Annotated in this window: 20 protein-coding genes; 8 read left to right on the top strand and 12 right to left on the bottom strand. The window is 66.7% G+C overall.

Annotated elements, in window-relative coordinates:
- Nucleotides 1-55 precede the first annotated feature (55 nt).
- Entirely contained in the window at nucleotides 56-457 is a 402-nt protein-coding gene (locus LuPra_RS11665) for a nucleoside deaminase (RefSeq protein WP_110170900.1), read from the top strand.
- 29 nt (nucleotides 458-486) lie between these two features.
- Here the strand turns inward: LuPra_RS11665 and LuPra_RS11660 are convergent, their stop codons facing one another.
- Together LuPra_RS11660 and LuPra_RS11655 are read right to left on the bottom strand one after the other, a co-directional pair.
- Entirely contained in the window at nucleotides 487-1,602 is a 1,116-nt protein-coding gene (locus LuPra_RS11660) for a sugar phosphate isomerase/epimerase family protein (protein WP_110174653.1), read from the bottom strand.
- A 74-nt stretch (nucleotides 1,603-1,676) separates the two neighbouring features.
- On the bottom strand, nucleotides 1,677-4,622 hold the full coding sequence (locus tag LuPra_RS11655) for a M14 family zinc carboxypeptidase (RefSeq protein ID WP_110170899.1): 2,946 nt from the start codon (nucleotides 4,620-4,622) through the stop codon (nucleotides 1,677-1,679).
- A 211-nt stretch (nucleotides 4,623-4,833) separates the two neighbouring features.
- Between LuPra_RS11655 and LuPra_RS11650 the strand changes: the two genes are divergently transcribed.
- Nucleotides 4,834-5,259, top strand: a complete 426-nt coding sequence (locus LuPra_RS11650; protein ID WP_157899035.1) for a cupredoxin domain-containing protein — start codon at nucleotides 4,834-4,836, stop codon at nucleotides 5,257-5,259.
- Between the two features lie 34 nt (nucleotides 5,260-5,293).
- Here LuPra_RS11650 and LuPra_RS11645 read toward each other — a convergent pair whose 3' ends face one another.
- Both LuPra_RS11645 and LuPra_RS11640 read right to left on the bottom strand, forming a co-directional pair.
- Entirely contained in the window at nucleotides 5,294-6,220 is a 927-nt protein-coding gene (locus tag LuPra_RS11645; RefSeq protein WP_157899034.1) for a hypothetical protein, read from the bottom strand.
- A gap of 51 nt (nucleotides 6,221-6,271) precedes the next feature.
- Nucleotides 6,272-7,351: a mannonate dehydratase gene (locus tag LuPra_RS11640; RefSeq protein ID WP_110170896.1), complete on the bottom strand. Its 1,080-nt coding sequence runs from the start codon at nucleotides 7,349-7,351 to the stop codon at nucleotides 6,272-6,274.
- Between the two features lie 190 nt (nucleotides 7,352-7,541).
- Here LuPra_RS11640 and LuPra_RS11635 point away from each other — a divergent pair, with 190 nt between their 5' ends.
- Nucleotides 7,542-8,000, top strand: coding sequence for a GNAT family N-acetyltransferase (locus tag LuPra_RS11635; RefSeq protein ID WP_110174652.1), 459 nt, complete (start codon nucleotides 7,542-7,544; stop codon nucleotides 7,998-8,000).
- A complete protein-coding gene (locus LuPra_RS11630; RefSeq protein ID WP_110170895.1) occupies nucleotides 7,997-8,935 on the top strand; it encodes an alpha/beta hydrolase in 939 nt (312 codons plus the stop codon). The genes LuPra_RS11635 and LuPra_RS11630 overlap by 4 nt, the downstream gene beginning before the upstream one ends.
- An 80-nt stretch (nucleotides 8,936-9,015) precedes the next feature.
- Here LuPra_RS11630 and LuPra_RS11625 read toward each other — a convergent pair whose 3' ends face one another.
- Complete coding sequence (locus LuPra_RS11625) at nucleotides 9,016-9,594, bottom strand: cytochrome C (RefSeq protein WP_110170894.1); 579 nt, start codon at nucleotides 9,592-9,594, stop codon at nucleotides 9,016-9,018.
- Between the two features lie 131 nt (nucleotides 9,595-9,725).
- On the opposite strand from LuPra_RS11625, the gene LuPra_RS11620 reads away from it, so the two are divergent.
- Nucleotides 9,726-11,300 carry a tannase/feruloyl esterase family alpha/beta hydrolase gene (locus LuPra_RS11620; protein WP_157899033.1) on the top strand — a complete coding sequence of 525 codons (1,575 nt, stop codon included), beginning with the start codon at nucleotides 9,726-9,728 and terminating at the stop codon, nucleotides 11,298-11,300.
- A 28-nt stretch (nucleotides 11,301-11,328) separates the two neighbouring features.
- Here the strand turns inward: LuPra_RS11620 and LuPra_RS11615 are convergent, their stop codons facing one another.
- The gene (locus LuPra_RS11615) at nucleotides 11,329-12,909 is read right to left on the bottom strand and encodes a GMC oxidoreductase (RefSeq protein ID WP_110170892.1); all 1,581 of its coding nucleotides are present in this window, start codon (nucleotides 12,907-12,909) and stop codon (nucleotides 11,329-11,331) included.
- 170 nt (nucleotides 12,910-13,079) lie between these two features.
- Between LuPra_RS11615 and LuPra_RS11610 the strand changes: the two genes are divergently transcribed.
- Together LuPra_RS11610 and LuPra_RS11605 are read left to right on the top strand one after the other, a co-directional pair.
- Entirely contained in the window at nucleotides 13,080-14,087 is a 1,008-nt protein-coding gene (locus LuPra_RS11610) for a hypothetical protein (RefSeq protein WP_157899032.1), read from the top strand.
- Nucleotides 14,084-15,478 carry an MBL fold metallo-hydrolase gene (locus LuPra_RS11605; protein ID WP_110170890.1) on the top strand — a complete coding sequence of 465 codons (1,395 nt, stop codon included), beginning with the start codon at nucleotides 14,084-14,086 and terminating at the stop codon, nucleotides 15,476-15,478. The genes LuPra_RS11610 and LuPra_RS11605 overlap by 4 nt, the downstream gene beginning before the upstream one ends.
- A gap of 21 nt (nucleotides 15,479-15,499) precedes the next feature.
- Here LuPra_RS11605 and LuPra_RS11600 read toward each other — a convergent pair whose 3' ends face one another.
- From LuPra_RS11600 to LuPra_RS34415, 5 genes are all read right to left on the bottom strand, one after another.
- Nucleotides 15,500-18,562 carry a TonB-dependent receptor gene (locus LuPra_RS11600; RefSeq protein WP_110170889.1) on the bottom strand — a complete coding sequence of 1,021 codons (3,063 nt, stop codon included), beginning with the start codon at nucleotides 18,560-18,562 and terminating at the stop codon, nucleotides 15,500-15,502.
- 124 nt (nucleotides 18,563-18,686) lie between these two features.
- On the bottom strand, nucleotides 18,687-19,568 hold the full coding sequence (locus tag LuPra_RS11595) for a phospholipase effector Tle1 domain-containing protein (protein WP_110170888.1): 882 nt from the start codon (nucleotides 19,566-19,568) through the stop codon (nucleotides 18,687-18,689).
- Between the two features lie 151 nt (nucleotides 19,569-19,719).
- Nucleotides 19,720-20,049 carry a type II toxin-antitoxin system RelE/ParE family toxin gene (locus LuPra_RS11590; protein ID WP_110170887.1) on the bottom strand — a complete coding sequence of 110 codons (330 nt, stop codon included), beginning with the start codon at nucleotides 20,047-20,049 and terminating at the stop codon, nucleotides 19,720-19,722.
- Nucleotides 20,046-20,291 (bottom strand): ribbon-helix-helix domain-containing protein, encoded by a 246-nt coding sequence (locus tag LuPra_RS11585; protein WP_110170886.1) that lies wholly within the window; start codon nucleotides 20,289-20,291, stop codon nucleotides 20,046-20,048. Before LuPra_RS11585 ends, LuPra_RS11590 begins: the two co-directional genes overlap by 4 nt.
- A 120-nt stretch (nucleotides 20,292-20,411) precedes the next feature.
- Entirely contained in the window at nucleotides 20,412-20,573 is a 162-nt protein-coding gene (locus LuPra_RS34415) for an ASPIC/UnbV domain-containing protein (protein WP_110170885.1), read from the bottom strand.
- Between the two features lie 351 nt (nucleotides 20,574-20,924).
- On the opposite strand from LuPra_RS34415, the gene LuPra_RS11575 reads away from it, so the two are divergent.
- Nucleotides 20,925-21,974: a DUF2252 family protein gene (locus LuPra_RS11575; protein WP_157899031.1), complete on the top strand. Its 1,050-nt coding sequence runs from the start codon at nucleotides 20,925-20,927 to the stop codon at nucleotides 21,972-21,974.
- 101 nt (nucleotides 21,975-22,075) lie between these two features.
- Here LuPra_RS11575 and LuPra_RS11570 read toward each other — a convergent pair whose 3' ends face one another.
- Nucleotides 22,076-23,356 carry a mandelate racemase/muconate lactonizing enzyme family protein gene (locus tag LuPra_RS11570; protein ID WP_162271362.1) on the bottom strand — a complete coding sequence of 427 codons (1,281 nt, stop codon included), beginning with the start codon at nucleotides 23,354-23,356 and terminating at the stop codon, nucleotides 22,076-22,078.
- Nucleotides 23,357-23,520: the final 164 nt, after the last annotated feature.

Genomic DNA, 23,520 nt, shown 5'->3' with positions numbered 1-23,520 from the left:
GTAGCTTGCAGCCTGTAGGCCGGCTGCAGCCTGTAGGCTGTAGGCTGCAGGCCGCATGACCGATGCCGACGCCCTTGCCCGCTGCGACGCGCTCGCGCAGATCGCTGCCAGCCAGGGCGAATCCCCGGTCGGCTCAGCCGTCGTGCTGGGCGACGCGATCATCGGCGAAGGTGTCGAAGCCGCGAAGGCCCGCCATGACGTCACCTGCCACGCCGAGGTCGAGGCTATCCGCGCCGCAGTCGCGACGCACGGCCGCGATCTCTCGGCGGCGACGTTGTACACCACTCACGAACCCTGCCTGCTGTGCAGCTACGTGATTCGGCACCACCGGATCGCGCGCGTCGTCATCCGTCACGCCGTTCCGGACGTCGGCGGGGCCACCTCGCGCCTGCCGGTGCTCACCACCACGGACGTCGCGTCGTGGGGGCCACCACCGGTCATCAACTGGATCACGTAGCCTGCAGCCTACGCCTGCAGGCTACCTGCTCAGAGCCCGGCCAGGACCTCCTTCATCAACCGCTGCGCGCCCTCGACGCCGTCCCACGGCCCGTCCTCGTACTCGAGGGCGAACACACCCTTGAAGCCGCCGTTGATCATGAGGCGGACGCAGCGCTGCAGGTCCACGTTCTCCCACCGGTTCCAGTACTTGGCGTGCACTGTCGTGTGCGTGTACGGCAGCAGCGCCTGGAGCCCGTGATAGAGCATGTACTCGTGCTCCCAGTTGCAGAAGTCCGGTGAGGCTTCGCAGTACGGGTGGTTGACCTCGTCGAGGATGATCCGCATGTTCATCGGATCGGCGCTCAATCCCCAATGGTTCTCGATGGTCACCTTGACGCCGAGTTTGCCGCCGTAGTCGGCCATCTCCCTGAACGACTCGACGGCGTTGCGGATGTACTTGACCACCTCGTCGTTGCGTGGATAGTTGGTCGTCGCGGTGGCGCCCGGGACGATGCGGGGACCACCGGTGTTCACCCGCATGGACTTGGCGCCAATCGTCGCGCACGCGTCGAGCCAGGTCTTTGCGACACTGATACCAGCGCGCCGGAGGCTGGCGTCGAGGTCGGAGATGTTGCGCGGCGCGTTGTTCGAGACGTGATGGCAGCTGACCCCGGTCCGAGCCATGCGGTCGGTGAGTTGACCAAGCCATTTCTTCGAAGCTGCCGCCGCCGGATCGAACTCCCAGTTCTCGGTGGTGCGTCCGTCTCGGGTAGTCGTGACCTTGACGAACATGCTGTCGTCGGTGACGTCACCGAACAGGGACGACCACAGGTCCATCTTCCGAACACTCGGGAACCTGTCGATGGTGAACTGCGGGAAGTCGAGCAACGTGATTTCGCCGTACTTCTTCTTCATCTCGTCAGCCGAGGCCGCGGCTGCGGCTGACGCCGCCGGCGGCGTCGACGGGCGGCGCTTGAAGAGTGGGCGAATCGGATACGTGTTGGCCGCGATTCGCGTCAGCTTCTCTGAATCAGCGAGTGGACGTGTGTCGCCAGCAGCTGGAGCCGCGGCCAGCAGGCCCGCCCCTGCAGCCAGGGCGGTGCCCTTCAGAAAGGCACGGCGATCCGCGCCGTGCGCGATAGCGGGAGGGAATGTCGTCGGCATGTTCATGGTCCTCTGAGTCTGGCCAAGAGCGCGGCAGCGCCCAGGGCGAGCTCATCGTGCCATGAATGCCTACGTCACGGTTGCGTGTCGGTGCGCGTTGGCGGCTTGCCTGCGTCGAGGTCGTTCCAGTTGAGGATCGCGTTGAAGCCCAGGAAGAAGGTGCCCTGCGTCTGCCAGCGCCAGAACGGCCGGATGGCGAACATCACCACGTGGCCGTCGCCCAGCGTGGCGTCGAGGACCTGGGCACGGCCCGAGAGTGCCTGGCCACCGGCGAGCCCCCCCGACAACAGCATGTCGTCCGGGTTGCGCGGGAAGGCGAGCACGGTGCGTGGCCGCGACTCGTCGACGTTCACGCCCAGCCGCCGGGCCATCTGGCGGAAGTCGTCGGCGGCCTCGGCCTGTGGACGCGCATCGGCCTTTGCGTCGGGCTTTGCCTCGGGCTCGAGCGACGCGATGCGGTTCGGTGATCCCGCCATCGGCGTGGTGTTCTGGCCGACGCCGGGGACCGCGGCGCCACCTCCGCCCCCGCCCGCCGCGCCCGTGCTGGCGCTCGCGTTGAACACCGGTTCCTGATTGAAGTAGACGGGCAGCGTCTTGTCCTCGAAGCCGTAGGCGATCGGGCTCGTGCGGTCCTGCCACGCGCTCTTCATGATCGACCCGCGCGCGAACAGGCCGGGCGGCCGCTCGACCGCGAGCCCGTTGGTCATCCCGAACTCCGGGAGAATCGACGCCGTCGACCCTTCGGTGATCAGCGTGCCGCCCGCGCGCACGAACTTCACCAACTCCATCAGCCCTTCCATGCCCATGCCGCCGCGGATGTCGTCGGCCTGATCGAGCGCGCCGAGGTTCGGCGTGCCGTCGGTCCTGCGATAGGGCAACGGCGTGGTGCCGACCCGCGGGATGCCGTTGATCTGTGCCTGCGCCGTGCCGCCGACGTGTGGATAGATGATCACGTCGTACTTCGTGCGGAGATTGCCATCGCGCAACGCGATGTCGCTGAAGTACGTGTAAGGAACGCCGTAGGTGTCCAGCGCGGCGCGCACCCACCCCTCGTCCTGCGTCCGCTGCCAGGCGTGGACGTAGCCGATGCGTGGCAGGTCGAGGTCGTGCGTCTTGACCGTTGGCGCGCTGGCGACGGCCCATGCCGACAGGCCCAGCGACACCAGCGTCGGCTCGATCGCCTTGCGATCGGCCCCGTCGACGATGAAGGCGCCAGCGCGGAACTTCTGCCCCGCCGCTTCGAAGTCCTCCTCGGCCGCCCGCATCTTCACGCCGGTATGCGCAAAGCGGAACTTCATCAGGTTATTGTCCGTCGTGTGGGCAACGACGATGGCAGCGGCGCCGGTGCCATCGATGCCGCCCGGAGCGACCGCATCGATGGTCAGCAGCGTCATCGGCTTGTCGAACACGGTCGTGTCGGAGACCGCCTTCAACGATACGTTCCGCATGTACTGGAATGTCCAGCCGGTGTCGTCGTAGGGCCGCGGGTTGGCCGGGGCGAAGTTCTGGACGCCGAAGTACATCTCGGCCATCGTGCGATACGGCTGGTCGCCGCGGATGACGTAGTCGCCGGCGGCGACGTCCACGGTGCCGGCCCTGAAAGCGCTGGTCGCGCGGTGCACCTCGAGGCCCTGCCGGCGCAGCTCGTTGACCGCGTCGACCGCCTCGCCCTTGCGGTACTGGGCCGCGGGGATGACCCACGCGTTGACCTTGCCGGTCCTGCCTGCCTCGACGGCGCGCTTGTTCTTCAGCCAGTAGTTCTCGAGGTACAGTTCACGGTTCTTCGCCACGTGGTTGAGGGCGATCAGCGCCGCGGACTGCTGGATGTTGGTGTTGTTGCGCGGCCCCCACTTGATGGACGGCAGGGGCGGGTTCGGGCGGAACCACTCGCGGCTGGTGATCGTGGCGCCGGCGCGAGCTTCGTAGTTGTCGGGCCCGTAACTCTGCACCTCGTAGAACCGGCCGATGGCATTGTGCGTGTGGGCGATGAAGAACATGTAGTTGGGCGTCCAGCCGTCGTAGAACCCGTAGGTCCACACGCCGGGCACGCCGCGCTTGGTCATCTCCATGACCTCGGTCTTCGCGAGCAGCCACCACTCGTCGACGGTGATCGGATCGAGCGCCTCGTTGTACGGGCCGGTGCCCGTCGAGGCGTAGAGGTATGTCTGCGCCTCGTGCAGGTCGTGCATCACGGTCGGCTTCCACTCGTTCTGCACCTTCGTGACGTGCCGTGTCAGCGCGAGGAACTGGCCCATGCCGTCGCGGTTGTTGTCGTGCGCGACGTACTTGCCCCAGTACATCAGCGGCAGGCGCGCGTCGTTCTCGGCCCGCTTCTTGTTGAAGTAGTAGGTGTCGACCTGCTTCTCGCGCCCGTCGACCTCGATGACTGGCGTGATGAAGGTGATGACGTTCTCGCGAATCTGCTTCACGAACGGCGAGTCCTCCACGATCAGCCGGTAGGCGAGCTCCTGCAGCATCTCGGGGCCGCCGTTCTCCGGCGAGTGCATGCCGCTGGTCAGCCAGTAGATCGGCTTGGCTGTCCCGAGCAACTCCCGGGCCTGCGCCTCGGTCGTCTTGCGCGGGTCCGTGAGCTGGGCGAGCTTGTCGCGATAGGCGCCGAGGTGCGCGATCGTCGCCTCGTCGGCGATGGCCAGCAGTACCATGTCGCGGCCCTCCTCGGTCTTGCCGATGGTCCACAGCGTGGCGCGCTCGGAGGCCTTGTCGAGCGCCTGGAGGTAACGATGGATGTCCTTCGCATACGTCAACTCGCCGGGCGTGCCGACGATGCGGCCGTGGAATGCGAGGGGCGTCGGGACGGTGGCCGACGCAGGGAGATGGTCCACCAGCTCCGTGGTGATGCGCGGGTCCTGCAGGTGCTCCTTGATTTTGGCCGTGTAGGCCTCGTCGATCTTCTGCGTCGACGGCGCCTTGCGGGTCTGCGCAAGGGTGCCGTGCGGGAGCGAGGTCAGCAGCACCAGCGCTGTGGTGGCCGCCAGCAGGCGGGTGGCGGTCGGGGTCATCGGGGCCTCCGGACAAGGACAGGACGAGCGCGTCAGGCGCGGATCCTAGCAGGCTCAGTTGAAGTCCTGCGTTCTCTCGACGAAAGCACTTACCGCGCGCGTAAGTCCGGACGAGGTCTCCACTGCGAAAGACGCCGGGTAACCGGGGATCCGCACGCGGTTGCGTTGGTTCGGTTCTTGCCCCTCCCTTCGATAGAAGGAGGACCCGATCATGCGGAGAAGTGCTTCATGCGGCGGAGTGGCCCTGGCCATTGCCCTCGCGACCGGCGCGTGCGGCGGTGGCGGCTATTCGACGCCGACCAGCCCCACGCCCTCGGGCGGCGGCGGCGCGGCGGCGACGGTGACCGTCAACATCACGGCCACAGCCGGGGCGCAGTCGTTCAACCCCAACCCAGCCGTGATGGCGACGAGCGGGACGGTGGCCTGGATGAACCGCGATGGGGCGACGCACCGGATCGTGGCAAACGATGGGTCGTTCGACAGCGGCGACATCGCGCCTGGCGCGACAAGCCGGGCAGTCACGGCCCCTGCCGTAGGCGCGAACTATCACTGCTCCATCCATCCGAACATGATCGGGGCGATTGGGGCGGCGCAAGGGCAGCCGCCTCCGCCGTGCACGGGAACGTACTGCGACTAGATGACGGGAACGATTTCCCGGGCCGTCGGGCGCCTCAGTAGACGCCGACGCGCAAGGTGATCGTCCGGCCCTGCTGGACGATCACGTCGAACGCGGTCGCGCCCGATGCCGGCGTGTGGATCTCGATGCGGTGCCGACCGGGCTCGAGGTTCAGGTGCTCTCCCACGGCGTCGAAGTCATCGACGATACCGACGTATGCGCCATCGACGAAAACCTGCGCATCGCGAGGCGCATCGGTGATGCGGACGCCTCCAAGCACGGCATCAGGCTGCGGGTCGTAGTACTCCGGCGCAATCTCGCCGAACGGATAAAAGCCAGCGACACCGTAGATGACGCCGATGCCGAGACTCGGTCGGTAGCAGTAGCGCCGGTACGGCACAGTCCCCAGCACGCCTGGATGGACGAATCGCGGCACGACGATGATGTGTGAGCCCGAGCCGCTCCGCCAGCCAGGCGCGACGTACCGCAGGGCGTACGCGGCGGGGCGCGGCGGGTTGTGGGGAGTGGACCCGCGCGGCACGGCGTATCTCGCCGGCGCGACGTTACCAGACGGCGGTGACGGGGTCCGGGTGGCGTCCACCGGACGCACGGCGCCAGGGCGCTGTCGAGTGTCGTCCCCGGAGCCCGGCGCCCGCGTCGGAGGCGGATAGGAGAACCGCTCGGTGCGAGGCGACGTAGCAGGGGCAGTCGACGACGTCGTGGGCCGCGGCACGGGCGTGGGCCGCTGCGACGTGGGCCGTGGTGACTCCACACGCAGGACGGACGGACTGGCCGCACCGGCTCTCCCGCCATCGTCGCCACGGGCTCCACCGCGGTCGGCGCCACGAGTCACCGCCTGCCGCCCGGTGGACAAACCGCCATGGCCGCCGCTGGCAACGGCCGATCGTCCTTGCCGTGCCGTTGCCGGTGCGGCGAACACGACCAGCATCGACACGGCCGCGAGCCATCGTCTACCTGTCATCTCGCGCCTCCGGCACCAGCAGGCCTGTCATCCAGTGCACTGCCAACGATGTCACGCCTTCATCACTGCTTCCATCAGTCCCTTGATGTAGCCGACCGCGAACAGCGCGCCGAGGTTGTTGTAGCCCGGGAACGTGTTCTCCTCGAGCCCGGCCACCGTGGGCACGTGGTCCGGACGGATCGGGCCGCGATAGCCGACGTCGTGATACGCCTTCATCGCCGAGTACATGTCATTCTGCCCATCGTCGTGCCATGCCTCGACGAAATTGGTGGGTGTCCCACGCACGTCCCTGAAGTGGACGAAGTGGATCAGCCCGCGCTCGCCGAACCAGCGGATGGCGGCGGGCATGTCGACGTCGGGTCCCTGGCTGGCGATGCTGCCCTGGCAGAACGTCAAGCCGTTGTGTTTGCTCGGGTAGATCTGCGTGACCCGTATGAGTGCCTCGATCGAGGTGATTATGCGCGGGATGCCGCGCAGTCGCGCCACAGGCGGGTCGTCGGGGTGCAGCGCCAGGTGCACGTCGTTCTTTTCCGCCTCCGGGACGACGGCCCGGAGGAAGTACTCCATGTTCTTCCACAAGTCGTCGTGCGTGAACCTGTCGCCGTACTCGGTGCGCTCCGTGTTGGCCTTCTCGATGTCGAATGCCGTGACGAGCGACCCGCCGCGATCGACGCGGGCGGTGTCGCTGCGTGCCCAGTTCACGGCAGGCATCCAGTTGTAGCAGATGATGCGCTGGCCGACGGCTGCGCAGTCGCGAATGAGATCGATGAAGCGCGCGATGTCCTCGTCGCGGCCGTCCACGCCGAGTTGTGCGCGCGTGAGGTTGACGCCTTCAAGCACCGTCCACTCGAGGCCCGCATCCTCGTAGTCGCGCCTGGTCTCAGCGACGTTGCGGCCGCCGCCGCCGACGCCGCCGAGCACTCCCATCTGGCGGGCCATCGCCACGCGCTCCGGGCGCCCCTTGACGCCACCCGCGTGGAAGTACGCCAGCGACAGTTTCATCCAGCGGCACGCCTCGTCCCAGCGTTGTCCGGGCTGGCGGCCCGATGGCGCGGCGTCCAGGCGCACGCCGGAGGCCGCGAGCGCGGCCACCGCGGCACTCGACCCGATGAACTCGCGGCGTGAGGTCATGGTGCACCCTCCGTCTTGGCCCGTCGGCGGGCGTGGCATGGGTTCGAAGGTCGCGCCGATGGTACCGCGAGCGCGTCAACTCCGCGAGGAGCACCGGCAGCGTCAGGACGTCCCGCGGTGCTGTCACGTCGTTCGTTGCCGGCCAGGCCCGACCATGCTAGCGTGCGCCATCGCCATCGACCAGGACGTCATGAGACACGTCAATGTCCGACCAGCGTCCGTTTCGGAGCAGGGGGTCCTCGAGGTACTCCAATGGCGGGCCTCCCTCGACAACCCAGGAGACCGCGAGGCGCTCCTGGCCCATCCGGATGCCATCGCCCTCCCCGTCCAGCAGATCGAGGCCGGTGGGGTGTTCGTCGCCGAACTGTCTGGTTCGGTCATGGGCTTTGCGGCCATCCTTCCGCGTGATGACGGCAACGCGGAACTGGACGCACTCTTCGTCGAACCCGCCGCCTGGCGCCAGGGCATCGGCAGGGCCCTGGTCGAGCATTGCTGCGCCGTCGCCCGAGTCACGGGCGCCGCGTCGCTGCACGTCGTGGGGAATCCTCACGCCGAAGGCTTCTACCGCGCCTGCGGGTTCGCACTGCTCGGCACGACGCCGATGCGGTTCGGGATCGGGCTGCTGATGATGCGAGACCTGCCTTCATGAAGCGACGCCATGCACTGCCCCTCGTCGTCTTGTTGACGATCGTATCGGCCGCGCTGCTCACGACCGTCGGTCGCGCTCGAGCGCAGCCATCTGTCGACAGTCCGCCGGCCAGGGTGATCAAGGATCTCGTCTATGCCACGGTGGACGACAAGCCGCTGGCGCTGGACCTGTACCTTCCGGCAGGGGATGCCCCGCTTGCGGGCCCAAGCCGTGGCGAAGGCGGGCGAACATTGTTGGTGTGGGTCCATGGAGGCGCGTGGAACACCGGCAGCAAGGCTGGCGTGCCGAGCCAGTTGGTCCGGAGCGGCCTCGCGGTGGCCAGCGTCGACTTCCGGCAGGCGTCGGAAGCCAGGTTCCCGGCGCAGGTTCACGACATCAAGGCCGCCATCCGCTTCCTGCGGGCCACGACCGGCACTTACGGGTATCGGGCAGACAGGATCGTCATCGCGGGGGCGTCATCAGGCGGACACCTGGCGGCACTCGTCGGCGTCACCAATGGGCACCGGCAACTCGAGGGCTCGATCGGGACCTTTCTCGACCAGTCCTCGAACGTCCAGGCCATCGTCAGTTACTTCGGCGCGTCGAACCTGCGCACCATCCTGGCGCAATCGACGCCATTCGGGCTGAACATGCGCCGGCCGGCGCTTGATCGGCTCCTGGGCGGTCAACCGGACCAGGTGCCGGACCTAGCCGAACTCGCGAGCCCGGTGGCGCACGTCGACGCATCGGACCCGCCACTCCTGCTGTTGCACGGGGATCAGGATCCGCAGATGCCGATCAACCAGTCACACGAGCTGCAGGGCGCGTACGCGCGTGTGGGCCAGCGGGTCGTGCTGCACGTCCTGCACGGCGTGGCTCACGGCGGCGAGGCGTTTTTCGCGCCGCACTACATGAACGCGCTACTGGACTTCGTCGAAGACGACAGGAAGGATTGACGGGCGTACGCCAGCCATCGTATCCGTGAGGACGGGCGAGGCTGGCGCAGCGCAGGAATATCGCGAACGTCAGTTGCTGCTTAAGCGCCGTCGCAGCGCGTCGACATTGGTCCCGAGGGAACGCAAGGAATGGCCTTGAGGTACTCGTAAATGGCCTGCAACTCACGGTCGGACATCTTGCCGTACACGGGCCACGGCATGATCTGGAGGATAGGCACGTTGTCGGGGGGCCCGTTCTTGAAGTCGGTTCCGTGTCGCATGACCTCGATGAACTGTTCGAGCGTCAGCCCCGCGGGCCTTCCATTCGAGGCACGTGGCGTGAGGTTGCGCGAGACGAAAGGAGACGGCAGGAAGGCCCTTCCGCCCGCGAGGTAACGCTCCGCGTTGACCACCTCCGCCGCGCCGGAGAAGGGGTCGCCGCCGGCAGCGTACGACGGGTCGGTGTGACAGTCGTTGCAGCCGCCTTGTGCGTTGACGATGTAGCTGCCCAACCCGACGAGGGCGGGGTTGAGCCCCTTCATCTCGAGCGGCACCGGCGCCAGCTCGAACCCCCGTTGAATTCGACTGTCGCCACCCTGCGCCGACGTTCTGGCCGTGAACACGGTCGCGGCGAGAATGCAGACGTACAGAGCGGCAGTACCTAGAAGTTTTCGCTTCATCAATACCCTCCAGTCCGGAACTGTTGCGTGGCGTCAGTGGACTATACGACAACCGCCGTCATTCAACCGGGAATCGTGGAGGCCTCACAATCGCAGCACCGAAGGAGGTGCGGATGAGAATCGCGGGCAGGATGAGTGCCACGGCCTTGGCGATGGTGCTTGCGCTCTGGCCGATGGCAGAGGCGTCGCACCCGGCAGCCCAGTCGCTCACCGAAGCGTGCTCCGCGCTCGTCGGCCGCTCCGCTCCCACCGCGACGATCACCTCCGCTCAGGTGGTCGCCACGGGGTCGGTCACGCCGCCAGGATCGACCAACGCCATCTCGAACCTCCCGACATTCTGTCGCGTCGAGGGCGTGCTCATGCCGACGAGCCAGTCGCGCATCCTGTTCGAAGTCTGGATGCCGATCGAGCGCTGGAACGGCAAGTTCGCGGGCGTGGGCAACGGTGGCTGGGCCGGCACGATCTCGTATTCGGCGCTGGGCGATCAACTCCGGCGCGGGTACGCCACGGCATCGACCAACACGGGCCACGAGGCGGCGCCAGGCGTCAACGCCGCGCGGTTCGCCCATGAGCAACCGGAACAGCTGATCGACTTCGCGTACCGCTCGCAGCACGAGACTGCCGGCACCGCCAAGGCCCTGATCCAGGCGTTCTACGGGCGCTCCCCGGAGCGGTCGTACTTCATCGGTTGTTCGTCGGGCGGTTACGAGGGCCTGATGGAGGCGCAGCGATTCCCGTCCGACTACGACGGCATCGTCGCCGGCGCACCCGCCAACAACTGGACGCGCCTCATGGCGGGTGATCTCGACGGCGTCATGGCAGTGCTGCGCGACCCGGCCAGCCACCTGCCTGCCCCGGCGCTCGGGTTGCTGCATCGCGCCGTTATCGCCTCCTGTGATGCCACCGACGGCGTCACCGATGGCGTACTCGACGATCCCCGGCAGTGCACGTTCGACCCGGCCCGGCTGGCGTGCGGCGGAGACGCGTCACCCGACCGCTGCCTGACGGCTGCGCAAGTGGAGGCGGCGCGGCGGGTCTACAGAGGACTTACCGATCCGCGCACGGGCACCCAGCTCTTTCCCGGGCTCGCGCGCGGGAGCGAGCCCTACTGGCCGCACCGGGACCCGGCGAGTCCATTTCCTATCCCGATCGCACACTACAAGTGGCTCGTCTTCGCGAACGCGGAGTGGGACTGGAAGACGTTCGACTTCCGCGACCCCGACGATTTCAAGGCCCACCTCGAGGCGGAAACAAGGCTCGCGCCGATCATGAACGCCACCGCCCCCGACCTGGGGGCGTTCCGGCAGCGCGGCGGCAAGCTGCTGCAGTACCACGGCTGGAACGATCAACTGATCGCCCCCGAGAACAGCATCGACTACTACGGGAGCGTGCGGACCCACTTCGGTCGCGATGAGGATGTCACGGCGTTCTATCGCCTGTTCATGGCTCCCGGCATGGCGCACTGCGGCGGCGGCACCGGGCCGACCGCCTTCGACATGCAGGCCGCGCTCGAACAGTGGGTGGAACATGGCGTGGCGCCCGACCGCATCGTCGCCACGCGCGCAGTGAATGGCGTCGTCGACCGACTGCGCCCGCTCTGCCCGTATCCACAGGTCGCCGTGTACGCAGGCCGGGGCGACACCAACGACGCCGCGAGCTTCGTCTGCCGCGAGCCTGTACCGGCGACGACCGGCCGCACGCCTTAGAGCCGCGAGGTCTCTCGCTCCTGTGTCCTCACCCCACCTGTGCCGCGATCCGCTCCGCGAGCGCCGCAATCGTGTGCGACGGATTGCGACCGATCGGCACCGGGACGATGGAACCGTCGACGACATGAAGGCCGGGATAACCGAACACCTGTCCGAGGTGATCGACGACTCCGGTCTCGACAGACGACGCCATGCGGCACCCGCCGAGCGGGTGCAGGGTCAACAGGCGACCGAAGTTCTGCCACCCGGGGTCGACCCGGAAACGGCCACCGGTGACCTCGGTCATCCGGCGGTGCATGGCCATGATCGCTTCCACGACCGGCCGCGAATGCTCCACGGCCCAGCGCAATTCAAGCGCCCGCCGAAACGGTGGCAGCACGTGCCGGTCCAGCCGCAACTCGCCGTCGCCCGCATCGACACCGGCGCCGAGCCACAGCATCAGCCCGCGGGCATCGCCATCGCGGCGTAACGCCTCCTCGAAGACGTCGTGCACGACGTGCCTCGATTCGTTCTCCTCGTCATCGTCGGTGGCCGCGCGCAACGCATTCAGCAGCAGGTTCGGGAAGCCATCGTCTTCGATCACGAAGCGATGACCGCCGTGCGCGCCGTCGGCGAAGTCGACGGTCGACGAGATCGTCGGGCCAACCGATTGATTGACCTGACCCGCATCCGCATAGGTCGCCATCGACAGGACGTTCGCGTTGGGACTCCAATGCCGTCCGAGGACTCGCGACAGCTTCGGCAGCGTCGCGTGCTCGTCGCGGGCGCGCAGCAGGAGTTCAGTGGTCCCGAGGCTGCCCCCAGCCAGGAACACGCGATCGGCACTCACTGTGCCTGGCACCAGTTCCTTGCCGACGATGCGATCGAACACGAGCCGGTATCCGCGATCGATCGGCTCCATCCGCCGTACGACATGGAGCGGACGGACGATGCAGCCGTGCTGCTCTGCCAGTGGCAGGTAGGTGACGTCGAGGGTGTTCTTGGCCTTGACGTCGCAGCCAATGTCGCAGTTGCCGAGGTGGATGCACGTGCCCTGCTGCTGGCCCTGCGCGTTGACGAAAGAACGCGAGTGGCGGCGGTCGAATGGTGCGTCGAGCCCGTAGTGCCAGTCGGGCGAGAACGACATCGCGAGCGGTGCCTTCGAGAACCGATCGCCATGGCCGAGCGCTTCGGCGGCGGCTTGCGTGAGCTTCAGGCGTTGCGTGAGCTGCCCATCGGGAATGGTCTGCAGGTTCATCGTCTGCGCGACGATGTCGTAGTACGGCTTCAACTCGGCGTACGACAGTTCGGCGGGCCACCCGTGGGTGAAGCAGGACGGGTGCGCCTCGAGCGCGACGCCGCTATAGGCCAGTGACCCGCCGCCGACGCCGGCGGCTTGCGCCACGATCATCCGCTTGAACAGGCGGATGTCCAGCCAGCCGTGCCGCCTCTCGGGATGCCGGACGCTGTAGAACCACGGGTCCGACGGCTTGCGAGGATAATCGGATGGCGACCAGCGCCGGCCCCGCTCGAGGACCAGCACTTTCAGGCCGTGCTCCGCGAGCCGGCAGGCGGCGACGCTGCCGCCAAAGCCACTCCCGACCACGATGGCGTCGAACGTCTCGCTCATGCGGTGACCTCAGGCTTCCTGCGCGGAACCACGGTCGCAGACTAGAATGCCGCGACAGCATACAACCCGCGAGGCGACCTGTGTCTGCTCCGGTCGGCTCGCGTCATCGTGAAGGTCGGCATCCAGCTCGACATGCCCGCGCAGGCACCGAGCGCGACTGAGGAGAGCTCATGGCACGGGAACGACGCGGGACACCGGGCACGTCGACTGCGGTGGCACCTGAAGGGCACCTTGCTTCCGGGTGGTTGGCGGGAGCCACCGATGACGAACTCGCGGCCACGTTCCGCTCGGTCTCGACGCTCCCGCTTGACACCTTCATGAACGCAGGCGGCCACCTCGTGGACCTGCCGACTCGCACGATTTTCAACGACGAATACTGGAAGGGGTGGCTACCCCGAGGCCTGGCGCTGCGTGACATCTTCACGCGCCTGTCCACCGGCTATGCGAAGCGCTTCTGGAAGCAGGGCAACCGCTACCTCGGCGAGACGCTCTACCTGGACGGCCGCATCAAGGTGAAGCACTCGCTCGAAGAGTTCACGCTCGATCGCGCGACCAACGATCTCGATCCGGGCACGTACATCCTGCTGCGTTACACCGACCCCGTGTTCGAGCACCTGTTCTACGACGTGATGAAGGCGCCGACCGACGGCGTGATCGTCTATGGCGGGTACAGCGGCCGCTTTCCGGATGGACGACGCGGCTTCACGGGTGTGCTGATGCGCCGGTACTCGTTCGGCGAGCTCGGCCTGCGCGATCACGAGGAACTGTTCAAGGCGGGCCCGCGTCCCCGCGGTGAAGCCCTGCACGGCGTGTGGCGGCTCGACGCCATCGCGACGTCCAATCACGCGGTCCATGTCGGCACCGTCACGATCGCCGAGGCCGATGGCCAGACGCAGGTGCACTGCGAACCCGTCGCCACACCGGACGTCGTGGTGCCGTCCTTCCTGGTCGAGCACTTCACTACGAACAGCGCGGCGCGACTGCTACGTGAGCTGCGCGTCGTGGACGACGAGACGATTGTCGGCACCTGGCACACGGAGGTGAGCCCGCTGTACGCGCGGTTCGTCTCGGCATCGCCAGGCCTGTTCCACCGCGATCGTGAAAAAGGCTCGCGGCGGTACACGTTGCGACATGTGCTGACGAAGGAGGTTGTGCCTGAAGGATTGAAGCGTCGATGAAGGTGACGCTGCTCGGTGCCGCAGGCGGGGAGGTGACCGGGTCGGCGTACCTCCTCCAGACGCTTGACGCGAACGTCATGATCGACTGCGGGCTCTTCCAGGGCCGGCAGAAGCTGGAGAACTTCAACCGGCTTCCGCAGACCAACGCACTGGCACGTCTTCACGCCGTCGTCCTGACGCACGCGCACCTCGATCACACGGGGCGCCTGCCGCTGCTTGCGCGCTTCGATTACCGGGGGCCGATCTACGCCACCCCGGCCACGATCACACTGGCCGACCTGATTCTGAAGGATGCCGCCCACATCCAGGCGGAAGACGCGACACGGCAGAACCGCCGGCGCAGGGAGGCCGGTCAGCCTGCGATCGCGCCGCTCTACACGCCTGAGGACGTCGAGCGCCTTCAGCCGCTCTATCGTCGGCTGCGCTACAACCATCCGACGCGCATCGCGCCTGGCGTCAGCGTTCGCGCGGTCGAGGCCGGTCACATCCTCGGCTCGGCGAGTCTCGAGGTCACCGTGGAAGAAGGTGACCGCAGGAAGGTCGTCGTGTTCTCCGGTGACATCGGCCCACGCGGCGCGCCGCTGCATCGTGATCCGGTGCCCTTCGAGCACGCCGACCTGGTGTTCATGGAATCGACCTACGGCGACAGGGAACACCCGTCGCTGGCCGACACCGCGTTGGCCGCGCGGGCCGCGGTGAAGGCAGCCGTCTTACAGGGTGGGCGGGTGCTCGTGCCCGTCGTCGCGGTCGGCCGGCCACAACTCCTGCTGTACCTGCTCGCCGGCGCCTTCAAGCGCGGGACGCTGCAGCCCTTCCCGATCTTTCTCGACAGCCCGATGGCCATCCGCGCAACCGACGCTTACAAGTCGCATGCCGAGCTGTTCGACACCGAGGCAAAGGCCATGCGGCGGTCAGGCGAGCTGTCGGCCAATCTCCGCACCGCGGCGGTCTGTCAGACGGCGGCCGACTCGCGTGCTCTCGCACGCAAGCCCGGCCCCTGGATGGTTCTCGCTGGCGCCGGCATGTGCACGGGAGGCCGGATCGTGCACCATCTGCAGAATCATCTGCCCGACCCGACGACCCTGCTGCTGATGGTCGGTTACCAGGCCCGCGGGTCGGTGGGACGCGAATTGGCGGACGGCGCCCGGGAGGTACGGATCGCAGGGCAGATCGTCCAGGTGCAGGCAAAGACGCACGTGCTCGGCGGGCTGAGTGGTCACGCCGGTCAGGCGGATCTGCTCAACTGGCTCAAATCGCTCGCGGCGTCCCGGCCGCGGGTCATCCTGACCCACGGCGAGGACGGACCGCGCACCGTGCTCCGCCAACGCATCCAGGACCGTTTCGGTCTCAGTGCCGAGATGCCCGCCTATCGCGAGACGATCGAATTCTGAGCTCGCGAAGGATCTTCCCCGTCAGAACGTGAGCTTGACTGCCAGTTGCATCTGACGCGGATCGCCAACACCCGTGCGGAGATAGCCGTCGAAGTTGAAGAGCGCCGGCGTACTCAGCGGATTGATGTTGTTGGCGTTGTTGAACGTGTTGAACATCTCGATGATCGGCGTCAGCTCGAAGTGCGTACCGAAGCGGAACGGCCGGCCGAGGCGCCAGTCGAATGTGAAATACTCGTTGTCCTTCCGCAGGCTGTTCCGGCCGCTATCGTTGCCGTTGACGACTCTCGGGCTCGCGGTGATCGGCTGCGCGCTGCGATACTGCACCCGCGTGTTCGCCCAGAGCCCGTGCGGGATGACGAAGTAGCCAAAGAAGTTGAACTTGTGGCGGATGTCGCGGTCGGCAGGGCCCCAGTCCTTCGACAGGTCGAAGAAGTTGAAGCTGCGGTCGGTGAACGGGTCGCGCTCGTTCGAGTCGTTGTCCTCGTCCTTGGCGAGCACGTAATTGCCTTCGAGCTGGATGCCGCCAGACAGGCGCTTGCGGACGCCAAGCGTCAGGCCGCGGTAGCGCGATTCACCGAGGCTGTTGGTCACCATGACCTCGTCGAGCTGCGGCTGCCACGGGTGCCCGTTGTAGACGTAGACGTTGCCCGTCCCCGGCCCCTGATCGCAGCACACCGGGTCGCTCTTGTTGAAGTTGAGGAACCGCGTCAGGTCATGGGCCTCGTTCCAGATGAAGTCGGCATACCCGACCCAGTTCGGCGCGAGCTCCTGCTCGTAGGCGACGTTGAACGCGAAGATGTGCGGGTTCTTGTAGTCGCGATCGAAGACGCGGACGCCGCTGAAGAATGGGAACTGCCCGTCCGGTAGCGGCGTCGGCGTGACGACATTCGGCCAGGTCGGCGTCGGCGCCCCCAAGGCGAGAAGGTTGGCCGTGTTGGCAAAGATCGTCTGCTGCTGCAAACCGTTGGTCGTCACCGATCCAACCTGGCTCAACATGTTCTGCCTGGCGTAATACACGCCCCAACTCGCTCGCACGAGCGACTTGCCGGTGCCCCTGACGTCCCAGGCCACGCCCACTCGCGGCTGCCACATGTTCCACTGACTCGGGATGGTGCCATCGGAGGGGAACGTCGGGTCGTTCAAGACGGAGGCGAACGCGGTCGTGGTGGGGTCCACGGTCTCCGGCATGGTCTGGGCGTCCCACCGCAACCCGTAGTTGAGGGTGACGTCCGGGCGGATCTGCCACGAGTCCTGCGCGAACAGGGAGAGTTCATTGTTGGTGATCGTCGATGCGCCGGCGGCATCGGTTGCGAGCCCTGTCCGGCCCGCACCCTGCAGGTACAAGAGCAGGGGCCCGCCGTCTGTTGTCGATCCTGCCGGGCACGCCGCCGGGTAGGTCACAAACGCGCCGTTGGAGCAGCCCACCGTGTTGGGTCCGTACCCGCCGGCCGCTGCCGGTGATGCGTACCGCAGGAAGCCAGGGACGCTGCTGAAGATGTAGCGACCCGTGAAGAACCCGCGAAACACCTGGTCGTTCAGCGTGTGCATCCACTCGCCACCGAGTTTGAACGTATGGTAGCCGCTCACGATCGACACGTTGTCCTTGATCTGTGTGCGCCAGATCAGTTCGTCGACGCCGGGCTGCAGGAAGAACGGATCGCCGAACCGGAAGGTCGGACCGAACCCCATGCCGGTGTCGGCGGTGAGGCCGGAACCGGCTGCGGTGCGCGGCCGCGTTTCGCGCGAATACGTGAAATGCGCCTCGTTGACCATCCGCGTCATCACCGTCGTGAACCAGTTGAGGTTCAGGGCATTGATGTGCGCGGGATCGCCTTCGATGCCGTTGGCCGAGTTGCCGTACGTCGCGACGTCGAACGTCTCGTTCTCCTTGCGTGAGTGGTTGAAGTTCCAGGAGCCGGAGAGGTGGTTGTTCGGATTCATGGCCGCGTCGGCCTTGCCGAGCAACGCGAACGTGCTCTGCGGGTGCCGGATCGGCAACCCGTCGTTGATGCCCACGCGCGACTGGAGGAAGCCGAGCAGCGCGGTCCGCTGGCAGTCGGGATTCGAGTTGATGAGGGCTTCGTTGGCCGCAATCGTCGGATTGGGCACCGGGCAGGGAACGTCGCCGAACTGGGTGCTCAGGTTCGGGCGCTGGAAGTTGCCGTTGATCCCTTCCAGGGCAAGAAAGTAGAACGCCTTGTCCTTCTTGATCGGCCCGCCAATCGTGCCGCCATACTGCTCGCGGTGGAAGTCTTCGAGCTTCGACCCGTCAGAGAGGTCGCCGGTCAGTCCCTCCAGGCGCTGGAAGTAGAAGGCGCTTCCCCGCGCCGAGTTCGTGCCCGACTTGGTGATGACGTTGACGACACCACCGGCCGTGCGGCCGTATTCGGCAGGCGCGCCGCTGGCGATGACCTGGAATTCCTTGATCGCATCGAGCGTGATGTCAACGGACGCGCGTTGTCCCCCGGCCTGCTCGCCGAAGAACCCGTTGTTGTAGTCGCCGCCGTCGAGACTGATGTTGTTGAAGACGCCGCGCTGGCCGGCAAACGAGATCTCGTCGCCGTCGGGGCCCTGGACGACGCTGACCCCGGGGGTGAGCGTCAGCAGGTCCTCGAACTTGCGTCCAAGGATCGGGATCGTGTCGATCGTCGCCTGGTTGATCGTCGTCGCGGCGGCGGTGCGCTCGGTGTCGATCGACGGCGTCCCGGTCGTGACCGTCACGGTCTCGGACACCCCGGATACTTTCATCGCCACCGGCAGGTTGATCGATTGGCCGACCGTCAACAGCACGTTCTCCTGCACCGTCGTCGCGAATCCGGCGAGCGTGAAGGAGACGCGGTAGCTTCCCGGCGGCATCTGCAGGAACACGAAGCGGCCGTCGCTCGCGGTCACCTGAGTGCGGCCCTGGTTCGTGTCGAGATTACGTGCCTCGACGGAGACGCCCGGAAGGTTCGCACCAGTGGAGTCGGACACCGACCCCTGAATCACGCCGGTCGTGATCTGTTGCGCGCCAGCCCGAAGCGGGAGAGCGAGAGGAAGGATCAGGAAACCGACGAGAGCACAGACGGCCGTGCGAGTCGACATCGAGTAACTCCTTCTGCAGGGACTGCCGCGGATCGTAGCATGGCGACATGACCTGCAAGACGCCGCGGCGCTGGTGGCACCGCGACGTCAGGAAGGATGAAGTACGAACTCGTGTCGGCGGCGATCAGGCAAGAGCGCCCTCGTCGTCCATGTGCCTCAGCGGCGACGCGGGCATCGTCCGGAACGGCCCCTGCCCACCGGCGACAAGTGTGACGCTCGCGTGCAGGCAGTCGCTGGCGAAGCACGATCGATGCACCTCGAGGTCCACCTTGTGAACGCTGATCTTCTGCGGCAGCGTCCGGTCGGCAAGGTTACGTTCGATGGCGTCCTGTGCGATCGGCAGCCCGGCGCGGCGGGCGTTCATGAACATCCAGTGCAGGGCCACCGAGTTGAGGCCGCGGTTCCGGTTGCCCCCACCCACGTCCGAGTGGACTCCCGTGAACCACAGTTCGACAAGGGACTTCGCCGCTGTGCCGTGCTTGTCGCTGAGCCGAGTCAGCGGGAACGACGCACGGCTCTCATGAATGGCCATCGCGTGCCGGCACGCTTCGACGTTTCCGGGGAGCGTGAGCCGGTGCCCGGCGTTGACATTGGGACCGGGCAGGCCGAACTGGCCGACGACGTCGAACAGCCCCAGGAATCGGACCTTCTGCTGTGGCATTTCGTCCGCGATTTCATTGACGAACGACAGCGCCAGCGCAGCGCCGCGACTGAAGCCGACGACGTCCACGATCGAGTCGCCATGACGCAGATTGCGCTTGAGCCGCGACATCGCCTGTTCGACGCGGCGGTGGCCGCCGATGCCGAAGGCTTCGGCAATGCCCATCCCAAGCAGCGTCTGCGCCATCCGACCGATACCCTTGACGTACAGGCTGCCGACGTCCTTGTCAGGATCATCGTTCTTGCCCGGGTCCACATATGCCTCGAAAAAGCGGACGACGTTGGAATCCCGCGCGTTGTCGTCTTCGTCCTGGTTGCCGGTGCCGTCGAATGCATAGAGCGCCATGAAGTCTCCTCGCCAGTGAGAAGAACGTCGACGGAGTGGCTAGCGGACAATCCGCGCGGCCGGCTACCTCGTCTTCAACGAGGAGGCGGCGTGATACGGCGTTCGTGGACGGCGGGCCTGGGTCGCCTGAGAGGTCGCCAGCGGCCGAGGCTCAGGCGGTGTCAGGCGACATCAGCCATGCCGGGATGTCGCGCTCACCGTGAAGAACGCGCCACACATCGACGTGAGCCTCGACCTCGACGTAGAAGACCAGGTGCGGATGGCGACGGACCGTGGCGCAACGCAACCCCGGCAGGTTCAGCTCATGAGCGTGGCGAGGCGACCCGCTGCCGGGATGGCGGCTGATGCGGGAGAGCGCCATCTCGAGTGCATCGATGAACCCGAGTGCGGCACTCTCACCGCCTGCACCAACGTAGCAGGCCACCGCCTCGTCGACGTCGCGGATCGCCAACGCGCGCAGGACCAGTGGCTTGGCACTCACCGGCGAGCAATAGCGCCCTTGCGCACCCTCGCGCGCAGCCGTTCGAAGTAAGCGGCGTCAACCGGACGTGTGGGCCGCGACACCGCGCCAGCGACCAGCAGACCACGGAGGTGGAGTCGGTCCTGGTCCCTGCGAATGAGTTCGCGCACGTATTCGCTGCTCGTTGCGTACCCGCGCTCGGCCACCTGCTGATCCACGAAGTCCTTGAGGCCCTCGGGCAGCGAGATGTTCATCGTGCTCATCACGTGAGCGTAAATCGTCTTGCCAAATTTTGGCAAGGCCGCAGCCTGACCTGTGCCCGCTCCCTCGCGCCCCCCCACGAGCGCCTCGATTCGGGAGCACTCCACGGGGACAGCACCAATTCAGGGCTTTTCCACCCGCACGTAACGCCCTGGCGCGAGCGTGACCCGCTGCTGTCTGCCGTCCGGCCATGTGATCACGGCCGTCACCGGCCCTCGGTGGTCACCCAGGCCGATGAGGACCCGCGGGTCGGAGGCCGAGAGGCTCGTCTCGTATGACGCCATCGAGGCCGTGATGGGCCGCGCAACTGGGGGATCTCGTCGCCGATGTCCTGCGACGCTAACCGGCAGCGCGCCCTGTGACGCGGCCGCCGCGCACACGGCGCGACAATCGCGGTTACCCTGTCAGCCTGCCCAAGCCATTCCTGGAGGGAGCGGCATCTCCGGGCTCGGCCCGAGCGACGTGACAACTACGTACGCGGGAGCTACCGTATGCATCGGGTTCGACGGGACTTCCGGTTCGCTGGCCTTGTGCTCGCGGCAATCTACTCCGTGCTCCCTTCGCCGTCGTCGGCGCAACGTCAGCTCCGGCCGAATCCGGCAGTGCTAGCCAATGTGTCGCCCAGGTTGCTCGCCATGCTGCGGGCCGACCCATTCACGTATTTCCGGTTCATCAATCGCGCCTGGACCGAGCGCGTCTGCGACGCATTTGCCGGCGTCACCAGCCCGACGATCGTCCACCTTCACGGCGACGCCCACGTGGAGCAATTCGCGCTGACGAAGGATGCGTGGGGACTCGACGACTTCGACGATTCCACCCGAGGTCCCGCGTTCATCGATGTCGTCCGGTTCCTGGGCTCACTCGATCTCGCAGCCCGCCAGCGTGGCTGGACGCGGCACCGCGATGCGCTCTGGGACCGCTTCTTCGAGGGATACCGTCTCGCCTTGACCAATCCGGACTATCAGCCTCGCGCCCCCGACATCGTCGGTGAGCTGCAACGACAGGCGCCCGTGACGCGTGCCGCCTATCTCTCGTGGGGCGGGAGACAGATGTACCCGATGGACGACGCCAGATCCCAGGCGGTCGTCGCGGGCATGGAGGCCCTCGATCGACTGGTTCGCGCCGAGCGTCCGGATCTTGCGCCTGGATACCTTGCCGTCAGGCGCGCCGGGTGGCTGCGCATGGGCGTGGGCAGCGCCACGATCAGGAAAGTGCTGATTCGCGTGCAGGGCACAACAACCGATCCCGACGACGACGAGTTGCTCGAGGCCAAGGAGGTCGTCAATCTCGAGGGTGTGAGTTGCCTCGAGAGTCCGACCGATCCACTGGCGGTGCGCGTCATCGACGGCGCTCGACAGCTCGGGCGCTTGAGGCACGACATCTTCGCGGTTGGCCCCACGCTACTGATACCGGGGGCTCCGGACCGCGCGGAGCACTGGCTCGACTGGTGGGTGTCCAGCTGGGAGCCCTCCTACCGTGAGGTTCGCATAAGCGATCTGCGGACAGCCAGGGACCTCGGCGACATCGCCTTCGATTCCGGCGTGCAGTTGGGAGCGGGCAAGCTCGTGTCCGCCCGCAGACCAGCGCCGACGACGGTGATGACACTCGAGACACGGTTGCGGAAGGAAACCTCGACCATCATCGAGGAACTGCTCGCGGGGTGGCGGGAACTGGCAGGGCGATGAGTTCCCGGTTCTTCCGGCTCGCCTGTGCCGCCGGGCCGACAATCGCGACGACCGGTGTGGCCTGAGACCTGAGACCTGAGACCTGAGACCTGAGACCACGATCACGTCACCGCTGTCGCCGACTTCACGAACGCCGGATCGATCGTCACGCCCAGGCCCGGTCCGGACGGCACGGTGAGGATGCCCTTGACGCAGCGCAGCGTCGACGAGTCGGACGCGACCGGCAACGAGTCGTCGCGCCCCTTGTACTCCTGGAACGGCCCTGCGTTGGGCACGCACGAGGCGTAGTGCGCGACGTAGAGGTAGCCGAGGCCGCCGTCGGACATGTGTGGCGTGCACGGCATGCCGGCGACCGCCGCCATGCGGGCGACGCGAATCGACCTGATCAACCCGCCGAAGTAGAAGAGGTCGGGCTGGACGACGTCGACGCCCCGATGCTCGACCATCCAACGGAATCGCCGCAGGCTGCTCTCCTGTTCGCCGCCGGCTACGGGGATGGGCAGGGCCTCGGCGATGGCCCTGGTCTCGTCGTAGCTGTCAAACGGCACCGGCTCCTCGAGGAACGCGAAGCCATGCTCCTGCATCATCTTGCCGATGCGCAGGGCGGTGGCGACGTCGTACGAGCTGTTGGCGTCGGCGTGGATGGCCATCGCGTCGCCGAAGGTCTTGCGCGTCAACGGAATCATCGCCAGGTCACGGCGAGTCGAGGCGTCGTCGTAGCGCATGCGCGCGCCGAGACGGAACTTGATGGCGTGCGCGCCGGTTTCGGCGACGAGTTGCTGCAGGTACGCGATCTCCGCCTCCGGTGAGTTGCCGCGGTTCCCGCTGGCGCGGTAGACCGAGATGTCTCGCCGCAGGACGCCGCCCAGAAGGTCGCCTAGCGGCTTGCGCGCGACAAGTCCGAGCAGGTCCAGGATGGCAAATTCGACACTCGCGACAGGCACCCAGAACGGCAGGCCCTGCCACTTGTAGTTCGAGTTGGCGAGATAGACGCCGTCGATGAGGGCGTCGAGATCGCGCGCGTCCTTGCCGACGAAGAACGGCGCAACGCGTCGTGTCAGGATCGGCCACGTCGTCTCGAGGACGTCGGGATGTCCGGCGGCAAGGCCAACCGCGCCATCCTGTGAACGTACGCGCACCAGGTACTGATCGCCGGCCTTCAGCAACTCGACCGACGCGATGGTCACCGGGCCCTGGAACAGTTCTCGTCGCAATACGGGCGTTGCGGCGGTCTCGATCAATCGCGCCGAATCGACGGCTGGCATGGCGGTCTGCGTCGCGGTAAGGCCCGCCCTGGCCCGCGACGCGGACGCGCCGAGACTGGCCATGCTGCCGCCAGCGAGGGTACTCAGCCGGAGGAACGCGCGGCGTCCAGTGCTCATCGACACTCCTGAGCGTGCGCGGTAGCCGCGCATCGAGTCTGAAGACACGCGCATGATACCGCCGCCACGTGACGTCTTGCACGATCACAAACGTCGTGTACGCCTGTCTTTCTGGGTTCCTGTGCTCCTGTGCTCCTGTGCTCCTGTGCTCCTGCGCTCCTGCG

Origin of the sequence: Luteitalea pratensis (assembly GCF_001618865.1) — a bacterium.
GTDB lineage: Bacteria > Acidobacteriota > Vicinamibacteria > Vicinamibacterales > Vicinamibacteraceae > Luteitalea > Luteitalea pratensis.
The sequence above is the reverse complement of the archived record's forward strand: the minus strand, read 5'-3'. Positions and strand labels throughout refer to the sequence as shown.

Bases quoted from the DNA above. Each gene is read 5' to 3' on its own strand.
- LuPra_RS11570 (WP_162271362.1), bottom strand. From the start codon at position 23,356: ATGAGCACTGGACGCCGCGCGTTCCTCCGGCTGAGTACCCTCGCTGGC.
- LuPra_RS11625 (WP_110170894.1), bottom strand. From the start codon at position 9,594: ATGAAGCGAAAACTTCTAGGTACTGCCGCTCTGTACGTCTGCATTCTC.
- LuPra_RS11575 (WP_157899031.1), top strand. From the start codon at position 20,925: ATGCTGCGGGCCGACCCATTCACGTATTTCCGGTTCATCAATCGCGCC.
- LuPra_RS11640 (WP_110170896.1), bottom strand. From the start codon at position 7,351: ATGACCTCACGCCGCGAGTTCATCGGGTCGAGTGCCGCGGTGGCCGCG.
- LuPra_RS34415 (WP_110170885.1), bottom strand. From the start codon at position 20,573: ATGGCGTCATACGAGACGAGCCTCTCGGCCTCCGACCCGCGGGTCCTC.
- LuPra_RS11630 (WP_110170895.1), top strand. From the start codon at position 7,997: ATGAAGCGACGCCATGCACTGCCCCTCGTCGTCTTGTTGACGATCGTA.
- LuPra_RS11615 (WP_110170892.1), bottom strand. From the start codon at position 12,909: ATGAGCGAGACGTTCGACGCCATCGTGGTCGGGAGTGGCTTTGGCGGC.
- LuPra_RS11600 (WP_110170889.1), bottom strand. From the start codon at position 18,562: ATGTCGACTCGCACGGCCGTCTGTGCTCTCGTCGGTTTCCTGATCCTT.
- LuPra_RS11650 (WP_157899035.1), top strand. From the start codon at position 4,834: ATGCGGAGAAGTGCTTCATGCGGCGGAGTGGCCCTGGCCATTGCCCTC.
- LuPra_RS11605 (WP_110170890.1), top strand. From the start codon at position 14,084: ATGAAGGTGACGCTGCTCGGTGCCGCAGGCGGGGAGGTGACCGGGTCG.
- LuPra_RS11595 (WP_110170888.1), bottom strand. From the start codon at position 19,568: ATGGCGCTCTATGCATTCGACGGCACCGGCAACCAGGACGAAGACGAC.
- LuPra_RS11635 (WP_110174652.1), top strand. From the start codon at position 7,542: ATGAGACACGTCAATGTCCGACCAGCGTCCGTTTCGGAGCAGGGGGTC.
- LuPra_RS11660 (WP_110174653.1), bottom strand. From the start codon at position 1,602: ATGCCGACGACATTCCCTCCCGCTATCGCGCACGGCGCGGATCGCCGT.
- LuPra_RS11665 (WP_110170900.1), top strand. From the start codon at position 56: ATGACCGATGCCGACGCCCTTGCCCGCTGCGACGCGCTCGCGCAGATC.
- LuPra_RS11585 (WP_110170886.1), bottom strand. From the start codon at position 20,291: ATGAGCACGATGAACATCTCGCTGCCCGAGGGCCTCAAGGACTTCGTG.
- LuPra_RS11620 (WP_157899033.1), top strand. From the start codon at position 9,726: ATGAGTGCCACGGCCTTGGCGATGGTGCTTGCGCTCTGGCCGATGGCA.
- LuPra_RS11655 (WP_110170899.1), bottom strand. From the start codon at position 4,622: ATGACCCCGACCGCCACCCGCCTGCTGGCGGCCACCACAGCGCTGGTG.
- LuPra_RS11610 (WP_157899032.1), top strand. From the start codon at position 13,080: ATGGCACGGGAACGACGCGGGACACCGGGCACGTCGACTGCGGTGGCA.
- LuPra_RS11645 (WP_157899034.1), bottom strand. From the start codon at position 6,220: ATGACAGGTAGACGATGGCTCGCGGCCGTGTCGATGCTGGTCGTGTTC.